The following is a 9168-nucleotide window of genomic DNA, read 5'->3' on the forward strand; positions in this document are numbered from 1 at the left end:
TGGAAGAAAAGAAATATCTTATGCCGCCATTTAACTATTTAAGGATCAAGATACCTTTGCTGATCAGAGATGGTGAAACAAAAGAAGCCTTCAAACTGGGAGATAAATATCTTGCTGATAACAAAAACAACGTGAATGTCTATCTGGATATGTCCCGTATATATAGTGGCAGCAGACAATATGAAAAATCTTCTGAAGTACTGGAAGAGGCCAGGAAAGTAACAAAAGACGATTATTTATTTACGCTTGATCTGGCACGCAGCTATCAAAGTCAGTCTGAACACAATCTGGCAGCAATAGAATATCTTAAGCATCTGGAGCGTAATAAGCAATATCTGCACTATGTGATGAACTATCTGGAAGGTATATTGAACCGTGATAAAAACGTGATCGAAAGCGTGAAACAGTTCCGTGATGGGACAGATAATATGGAAGTGACAGAAGCTTATGCTTTGTGTCTGGCCCATGTGGAACAATATGATGAGGCACTGGAGCAGTATCAGGTGCTGGATGAGAACAAGCTGCTTAATTTTGCTGAAGAGTTGAACAAAATGGGTAACTATGAAGTGGCTCTCAAAGCATATATGCAGTATGAAGAAATAGTTGACGAACCTGATCTGAAGGCAAATGTTCAGATTTCCATTGCAGAAATATACATCAAGCAGCATAAATATCAACTGGCAGAAGATGAATTGATGCTGGTGTATGATAATAAGAAATTGAAGACGGGTAAATATCGCTATCGGACTCAGTCAGCAAAACTCGCTCGCTTACTTTTGGCGGATCTTTCGATCAGATTAGATAAGCCATCAAAAATGGTGATAGATTATTTCAATGAAGCTGCTGAATATTCTCTTAATGAGATGCAGCGCAAGGAAATAGAATTCAAGGTAATTGATTATCGGATAAAAACCGGTGACCTGGATGTGGCTGGAAAACAGCTTGCAAAAGTACTTATTGATGAGGAATCTGGGACTGATATATATAAAAAGAGTGTGTATTACACCTGGCAGATCGCTTTAATGCAGCAGGATGCCCTGGCTGACAGTCTGCTGGGAGAACTTATTATTAATCTACCTGACAGTAAATTGACATCTCAGGCTTTATACCTTACCCAGATCATCTCCAGTCTGCCTAAGGAATTCCATGAACAGCTTTTTGAAGCCTGGCGATTGAGGGGTTTATACAAAAATGAGCAGGCTTTGGTGATACTCTCAGATATTGATGAGCTTTCTGGTGATGATGAGATCCAGCTTCTGGCTGCTGAATGGGAAGAGGATTCTGATAATGCTCTGGCAATAGCCTGGTGGCAGAAAGATTTTGAAAATCCCCTGTTGGGAGAATATGCTGATCTTCAACTTATGGAGTACACCGAATCTGACAGCTTGAAGCGGGAATACATCACTGATTTCCTGAAAGAGAATCCTCAATCAATTTTTTCTCCCAGATTTAGAAATGAATTAACAGATATCAATAAAGGAAGGTACTAATATGAAAATGAACACGTTAATTTTCTGGCTGATAATTATTATCATCTTGTCACTTATTCTTAGATTTGCCAGTTTTTTGTTTGTGGCAGGCATTAGATACTGGTATATCACTATCCCGATAATATTATACATCGCCTTCAGAAGCAGTAGTAAAAAGGTGGATAAAGCCAAAAAGGATAAGATCGAAGACGCGGAATTTGAAGTGATTGACGAGGAAGATGAAACAAAGTGATTCCCATAACAGGCATCATAACAGAGCCTGGCTGAATAACTACCGCTTCTATCTCGAGGCAGAGCAGGGTTTAGCAGAAAATTCTGTTTATTCCTATTTTCAGGATTGTCAGGAATTTATCTATTACATCGATTGCAAATTGGAAGATACTACTTCTAAAGAAGTGATAGGCTATCTGGCATCGCTTCAGGAAATCGGTATGGCAGCCAGTACAGTTGCAAGGAAGCGTTCTGCTCTCAAATCATTACTCACTTTTATGATGGAAGAAGATGTCCCGCTCAAGCTCAATATCACTGATATACCTGCCATCAGGTATGACCATAAGATCCCGGATGTGCTCACTCTCAGGGAAATGCTGAAGCTGCTGGACTCTATTCCCCTGGATACACCACTGCACTGGCGCAGCAAAGCAATGCTGGAATTAATGTATGCCAGTGGTCTCAGGATATCGGAAACGATCAATCTCACCACTCATGATATTTACTGGGATGAAGAAGTAGTTAGAGTATTTGGCAAGGGACGTAAGCAGAGAGTAATTCCAGTTGCCGGTAAATCACTCGCTTTTGTAAAAAAATATTTGCAGGATTATCGACCCACATTATTGAAATGGCAGCAGGATGACACCCTTTTTCTGAATCGGTTTGGCAAGCCTCTCTCGCGTATGGGCGCCTGGAAGATCATTGATAAGTTGGCATTAGCTGCCGGTATCAGCAAAAAGGTGAGTCCTCACACCATCAGGCATTCATTTGCCACGCATCTGGTGGAAGCAGGAGCCAATCTCCGCATTGTGCAAATTCTCCTGGGACACGTAAGTATTAATACTACCCAGATATATTCCAATATAGATAAGAAATTCATCATCAAAGAGCACAGACTATATCATCCCAGAAAATAATTCCCTCTATTTTCTCAAATTTTACCTTATATTGAATGGAGTAAGAAGAAATAGAGTAACGGAAGTATATAAGTCTCACCGCAGAAATTAGTGAGTAGACAATAAAACAAATGTCATCTAAATACCTCCAAATTAGTAAAAGGGGTTTCATTTACAAATTGTGGGATATGGGTGCATATGCATATCATGTTTTAAGTAAGGATGATGATGATAAAATTAATAAATTGCTGAAAATGCTTTTATTCAGTAGAAACGTTACAGCAATATATGAAAATAATAATGATATTAAATATGGTAAAGATGATTATTGATACACTTGTAACCCACAGGGAACCCACAGGGAGGGTACAGGGAGTATAATTGGGACAGAGAAAATCGTTAAATCAATACAATTCAGATATTTATGATCAAAAGCATATAAGATGGGATAAAATGCGTAAAGTGTAACATACGGTCTAAAGTATATAATGAAATAAATAGAAAAGACACGAATTAAACGAGTGTATGGCGATATTATAAATCGCCGGGTATTTACTATGCGAAAGATAAATTACCAAATATAGGCTTTGCGATAATTTTGAAGTCTGTCACTAATTTCTGCGGAGAGCCGTATAGAATTATAACGGATAACATATAAATGAGATGGAAAACAGTTTAGATTGGGTGGAAAGTTTGTAATATATGCTACCAGGATGGGGAGTGGTTACAAAAAAAGCTTGAATAATTACTGGCAGGCTTCAATTTTGACATTCCTAAAGAAGAGAAAGTGTGAATTGAGCGATAATAATAAGTGTCCCCGTAGCTCAGTTGGATAGAGCGTTTGACTCCGGATCAAAAGGCCGTGCGTTCGAATCGCGTCGGGGACACCAGATAAATCAGGTCGGAAGCAATTCCGACCTTTTTTTATTCAATAAGACTTAGTAAACGCAATTAGAAGTAACTACGAAGTAAAAAATAAATTCTTTCCTTGACAATATAGAAAGACGATGTGGAAAAATATGATAAAGAAGAGTGAATATTTGGAGTGTAAATGCAAAGGAAGATAAGTCGGATATTACATTTGTTACATAAAGAAGGTAACTATGATTTTTCTGGCTGCTCCTATGATATGCTTGCTCGACGTATTAAGATGAGATTTGCAGCAACGGGCACCAGTGATCTTGAGAGTTATTATCACTATCTAAAGGATCACAAAGAAGAATTAGAATCATTAATGCAGTCTGTCACCATCAAAGTAAGTCATTTTTTCCGTAATCCTCTTGATTTTGAGATCATCAATAAAATACTTGGATATATGATCATCAAGAAACTGGAGAAGAATGAACCTTTACGGATCTGGTCAGCTGGTTGTGCAACAGGAGAGGAAGCCTATTCTTTGGCAATACTTGTGGCAGAGCATTTGAATAAAGAGCACCTGGAGACAGCGATATTCGCGACAGATATAGATAGAGAAGCTTTATTAAAAGCTCGAGAGGGTGTTTATAAAAAGGATTTATTGAAGGAAGTGAAATTTGGTCTGCTTCAGAAGTATTTCACTCATATTGAGGATAAATATATGATAAAGCAAGGGATCAGGAAAATGGTGAATTTCTCATTTCATGATCAATTAAGTGATAGCAATGCGTTTCCAGCAGAGAGTATTTTTGGTGATTTTGATCTGGTACTTTGTCGTAATCTGATGATCTATTATAATCCTAGTTATCAAGAGAAAATTGAGCGGAGATTGTATGATTCGCTTAATAAGGGTGGTTATCTGATGCTGGGAGAAGCAGAGATTGTTGGAGATTATTATAAAAGGAAACTGAAGAAGGTAGCACCTTTTAGTAAGATCTATAAAAAAACTGGTTAAGGAAATAAAAGATGAAAGAAAAAAGAGGTATTTTTAGAAAAATAAATAACAGACTAACATTCTGGTTTTTGCTTGTATCAATCATTCCCATGATCTTTACAGTGTATTATTTGTATATTGAACAAGTCAGAGAAACGAAGCAGGAAAATTATAAAAACCTTGAAGCAATAAGAGATTTAAAGGTAGATCAGCTTAAGAACTGGATTACAGAGCGTAAGGGTGATTTGATAATTACTTCTCAAGGTTTTGGCTTGATTGATCTTGAGAATATTTCTAATTTTAGTGAACCATCAAATGCGGAAGAAGAAATAATTGGCAAAGCACGGTATACCTTACAAAAATACAGTAAGAATTTTCCTGATTATGAGGAATTATTTGTGCTGGATCCAGCTACCGGCAAGGTGATTGTTTCCACTAAACAGCATCGGGAAGGGATAGATAAATCCGATGATGAATATTATAAAACTCAATTAAAAACAAAAGAGCTATTTTTAAAAGATATCTATTATTCTCATGATATAGGGGACTATGCGATGGGATTTTCTATACCCATATTTTGCCATAATCATAAGGGAAAGCATGTAGTTGGGATTTTGGCAGCGCGGGTAAATCTTGATTATTCTTTATTTGATCTATTGCAGATGAGGACTGGTTTAGGTAAAACTGGAGAAACTCTGATCGTAAATAAAGATATGCTGGCATTGAACAGATTGCGCTGGTATGAAAATGCTCCTTTGAAACTGAGAATTGAAGCAGCACCTGCCATAAAGGCAGTAAATGGTGAAACCGGGATAATTGAGACAGAGGATTATCGGGGTGAAATGGTGCTGGCAGCATATACCCACATACCTGAAACTTGCTGGGGTTTTGTGTGCAAGCAGGATATGCAGGAATTAATGCAGCCTGCAAATAAATTCTTGAAGGAATTTATTATATTACTTGTTCTCCTCAGTTTTGTGATCGTTGTAGTGAGTATAATCATTGGAAAGGCAATAACCAAACCCATAATACAGCTAAAAAATATGGCAAAACAGATTGAGCTGGGTAATTACACAGTAAGAAACCAGATAAATAACAAAGATGAGATAGGAGTATTGGCTAAGTCCGTGAACGTAATGGCTGAATCAATAGATTCGCAGGTTCGGATTCAGAATGACATAACAAAAATCTCCAATACTTTAATTGGTAATTCCACTCAGAGGGATTTCTCCACAAAGCTGTTAAATGAGCTGATGGGAATTAGTAATTCAGTGATGGGAACGTTCTATATTTTAAATGAGGAAGAGAATAAATTTGAGCATTTGCATTCAATTGGGGCGAACCATTTATTGAAGCAATCATTTACTGCTTCTGAGATGGTAGGTGAGTTTGGAACTACTCTTGAGGCAAAAAGAATATTTCATTTTAAGCAAATTCCAGAAGATACTAAATTTTCCTATATCACGGTATCAGGAGAACTAAAACCCAGAGAAATATTAACAATACCAATACTTTTGGGAGACGAAGTAGTGGCATTAATTTCTCTGGCAAGCATATATGAATTCAGTGATGAATTTATAAATTCACTTGACAAATCGTGGAATACCATTAACAGGACATATTCCAATATATTACATTTAGAGAAAACGCGGATTATGGCATATAACTTGAAGCGGAGCAACGAAAAACTGGCAGCACAAACAGAAGAGCTTCAGTCTCAATCAGAGGAATTGCAGCAGCAGACAGAGGAATTGCAGCAGAGTTCTTCGGAATTGCAGGAGCAGAATATAGAACTCGAGAAGCAGCAAGAGCAGGTTATGGAAGCAACCAGACTCAAGAGTGAATTCCTTTCTAATATGAGTCATGAATTGCGTACACCTCTTAATTCTGTTTTAGCACTTTCAGAGATATTAATACAAAGGAGCAAAGGTAAATTAGATGAAGAGGAGCAGAACTTTTTAGAGATAATAGAGCGGAACGGCAGAAGTCTTTTGCATTTGATCAATGATCTCCTTGATTTCTCCAAAATTGAAGCAGGAAAAATGGATATTATGCCGAACCCGCTATATATTACATCGGTATTAGAAAATATACGAGATATCTTGAAACCATTGGCTGATAAAAAGGGTATAGAAATAAAACTGGAATTACCAGAAGAATCTCCTTTAGTGGTAACAGATGAAGTTAGACTGCATCAGGTATTACAAAACATTGCCGGCAATGCAGTGAAATTCACTGAGGAAGGGTATGTAAAAATTTCTGCGGAAGTGGAAGGAGATCATTTACAGATAGTAATAGAAGATACAGGGATTGGCATAGATGGAGATAAATTGCCCCACATATTTGAAGAGTTCCGTCAATTGGATGGTTCCACTTCCAGACAATATGAAGGTACAGGTCTTGGTCTTGCAATTGCAGGAAAGCTGATAAAATTGTTGCATGGGGATATTGAAGTTAAGAGTGAACTGGGTAAAGGAACAACCTTTAGCGTAACAATTCCTTTGCGATGGTTAGGTGGGGAAGATATTGAGGTTGCCCCTTTAAGAAAAGTATATAACAAATATGAAGGTGAAGATGAAGTGATCAATTCTTCCAGCAAAGGCTGGTTATTATTAGTCGAGGATAATGAATCTGTCGTGATCCAGATGAAAATTGTGCTTGAAAAAATGGGATATCAGATATCAGTTGCACAAAATGGATTAGAAGCCCTTGAATTTGTGGAGCATACAATACCTGATGGTATCATACTTGATCTGATGATGCCTGAAATGGATGGTTTTGAAGTATTGGAAAATATTCGCAGCAAAGATGAGACCCGGCATCTCCCGGTTTTGGTCCTCACAGCCAAAGATTTGGGAAAAGCAGACCTGGCAAGGCTAAGTGCTAATAATATTCAGCAGTTAGTGCAAAAAGGTGATGTGGATCTGAATGGATTGATGTATAAGATCAATGTGATGCTGAAAAAAGGTAGTGAAGAGAAAGAAGGAATTAAACTAAGCGAATTAAGCAAAGCAAATCCTTTAGCATCAGAAAGGCAGCACATATTAATAATTGAAGATAATCCTGATAATATGTTAACTTTGCAGGCAATAATTCCAGAGAAGTATCTAATAATCAAGGCGATTGATGGGATTACCGGTCTTAGAATAGCTGTTACTCAGATACCGGATCTGATCCTGCTGGATATAAATCTGCCGAAGATGAGCGGGATTGAGCTTTTAGGGATACTAAAAAAATCTGAGGCTACCGGGAAAATACCGGTAATTGCTGTAACTGCAAGAGCTGGTGTAGAAGATAAGAAAGAAATTTTGGAAGCTGGTTGCGATGATTATCTTGCTAAGCCAGTTGATGCTAAATTATTAATGGAAAAAATATCGAAATGGCTCGATTAGAAAAATAGAGGAGGAGAGAATGCCTATAATATTGGTGATAGATGATAAACCGGATAATCTTGTAGCTATCAAAGCAATATTGAACCAAATGAAACCGGAGTGTGAAGTGTTAACGGCACTGTCCGGTCAGGAAGGTATTGAGATAGCCAGGAAGAAAAACCCCGATACCATTATTTTGGATATTATTATGCCGGGTTTGGATGGTTATGAGACCTGTAAATTATTGAAAATGGATCCTATAACAAAGGATATACCGGTATTGATGCTGACAGCGATCAAAACAGATACCCGCAGCAGAATAAGAGGTCTGGAGCATGGGGCAGATGCATTCTTTACCAAGCCCATAGATCCTTATGAACTGGGAGCACAGGTAGATGTATTATTACGTATCAAAAAGACGGAAGACCTGCTCCGAAAGGAAAAAAAGATCCTGATGGACAGCGTGGATGAGAAAACAAGAGAACTGCTGATGAACGAAGTCAAGCTCAATCATATAATTGAAGGTTTTTCAATTCCAGCTTTTGTGATAGATCAGGATCATAAAATTACGCATTGGAACAAAGCTCTGGAAATGTTGACTGCTATGAAATCTGAAAGTATGATCGGGGGCACAGATCATTGGAAAACGATGTATAAAGAATATCATCCGCTCCTGGCTGACCTGGTACTTGATCAGGCAGATGATAAAACTATCAGCAAGCACTTTGAAGATAAATGGCAAAGATCAAGCCTTCTTTCCGAGTCATTAGAGCTGGAGAAAGTATTTATTGACCGCTATTATCTTGATAGATGGTATTATTGTACTGCAGTTCCTGTCAAAGATGAAAATGGTAATATTATTTGTGCTTTGCAAACCATTCAGGATATAACCAGAAGAAAAGCTTCTGAGCTGGAGCTGGAGAAATATCGTAAGAATCTTGAAGACAAGGTGAGTGAAAGAACAAAAGCACTGGAAGATAAAAACGAGGAACTAGAGAGAATGAATAAACTTTTCAGTGGTCGTGAATTCCGTATAAAAGAACTTAGAGATGAAGTGAAGGAGTTGGAAAAACAGCTTGAACAATTAAACGAAAAAATATAATCTAAATATTAGGTTATTTAACACAGACGAGTGAAACCACTCATTTTGTTTATATTTGATCATCAGATTGAAATCTGGTGTTAATGAGAATGGGGATTGTATTAGAGTAAGGATAACAAGAGTTTTGAACGTATTTCGGGCAAGACTTTTGGGATCCGGCAGAGGCAGGGTAATTTAAACTGGTCGCCCAAAACTCCTGTCCCGATTACGGTTCAGAAGTCTTGGCTTGGTTGGGTGGTGGATGTAAGCG

The 9168-nt window shown here is 37.7% G+C and carries 7 protein-coding genes and 1 tRNA gene; all 8 read left to right on the top strand.

Annotated elements, in window-relative coordinates; genetic code table 11:
- Positions 1-1490 (top strand): hypothetical protein (locus RAO94_11255; protein MDP8322917.1); only part of this gene is annotated, 1490 nt, incomplete at its 5' end.
- Between the two features lie 7 nt (positions 1491-1497).
- A complete protein-coding gene (locus RAO94_11260; GenBank protein ID MDP8322918.1) occupies positions 1498-1722 on the top strand; it encodes a hypothetical protein in 225 nt (74 codons plus the stop codon).
- Positions 1709-2617: a tyrosine recombinase gene (locus RAO94_11265; GenBank protein ID MDP8322919.1), complete on the top strand. Its 909-nt coding sequence runs from the start codon at positions 1709-1711 to the stop codon at positions 2615-2617. Before RAO94_11260 ends, RAO94_11265 begins: the two co-directional genes overlap by 14 nt.
- Positions 2618-2784: 167 nt before the next feature.
- On the top strand, positions 2785-2928 hold the full coding sequence (locus tag RAO94_11270) for a hypothetical protein (GenBank protein ID MDP8322920.1): 144 nt from the start codon (positions 2785-2787) through the stop codon (positions 2926-2928).
- 481 nt (positions 2929-3409) lie between these two features.
- A tRNA-Arg gene (locus RAO94_11275) sits at positions 3410-3486 on the top strand.
- A gap of 161 nt (positions 3487-3647) precedes the next feature.
- The gene (locus RAO94_11280) at positions 3648-4466 is read left to right on the top strand and encodes a protein-glutamate O-methyltransferase CheR (protein MDP8322921.1); all 819 of its coding nucleotides are present in this window, start codon (positions 3648-3650) and stop codon (positions 4464-4466) included.
- Between the two features lie 11 nt (positions 4467-4477).
- Complete coding sequence (locus RAO94_11285; protein MDP8322922.1) at positions 4478-7837, top strand: response regulator; 3360 nt, start codon at positions 4478-4480, stop codon at positions 7835-7837.
- Between the two features lie 19 nt (positions 7838-7856).
- A complete protein-coding gene (locus RAO94_11290) occupies positions 7857-8918 on the top strand; it encodes a response regulator (GenBank protein ID MDP8322923.1) in 1062 nt (353 codons plus the stop codon).
- Positions 8919-9168 lie beyond the last annotated feature (250 nt).

Source organism: Candidatus Stygibacter australis (assembly GCA_030765845.1).
In the GTDB taxonomy this organism is placed as follows: domain Bacteria; phylum Cloacimonadota; class Cloacimonadia; order Cloacimonadales; family TCS61; genus Stygibacter; species Stygibacter australis.

What these genes read in the sequence shown, in the direction of transcription:
- RAO94_11285 (MDP8322922.1), top strand. Translation starts at nt 4,478, where the DNA reads ATGAAAGAAAAAAGAGGTATTTTTAGAAAAATAAATAACAGACTAACA.
- RAO94_11265 (MDP8322919.1), top strand. Translation starts at nt 1,709, where the DNA reads ATGAAACAAAGTGATTCCCATAACAGGCATCATAACAGAGCCTGGCTG.
- RAO94_11280 (MDP8322921.1), top strand. Translation starts at nt 3,648, where the DNA reads ATGCAAAGGAAGATAAGTCGGATATTACATTTGTTACATAAAGAAGGT.
- RAO94_11260 (MDP8322918.1), top strand. Translation starts at nt 1,498, where the DNA reads ATGAACACGTTAATTTTCTGGCTGATAATTATTATCATCTTGTCACTT.
- RAO94_11290 (MDP8322923.1), top strand. Translation starts at nt 7,857, where the DNA reads ATGCCTATAATATTGGTGATAGATGATAAACCGGATAATCTTGTAGCT.
- RAO94_11270 (MDP8322920.1), top strand. Translation starts at nt 2,785, where the DNA reads ATGGGTGCATATGCATATCATGTTTTAAGTAAGGATGATGATGATAAA.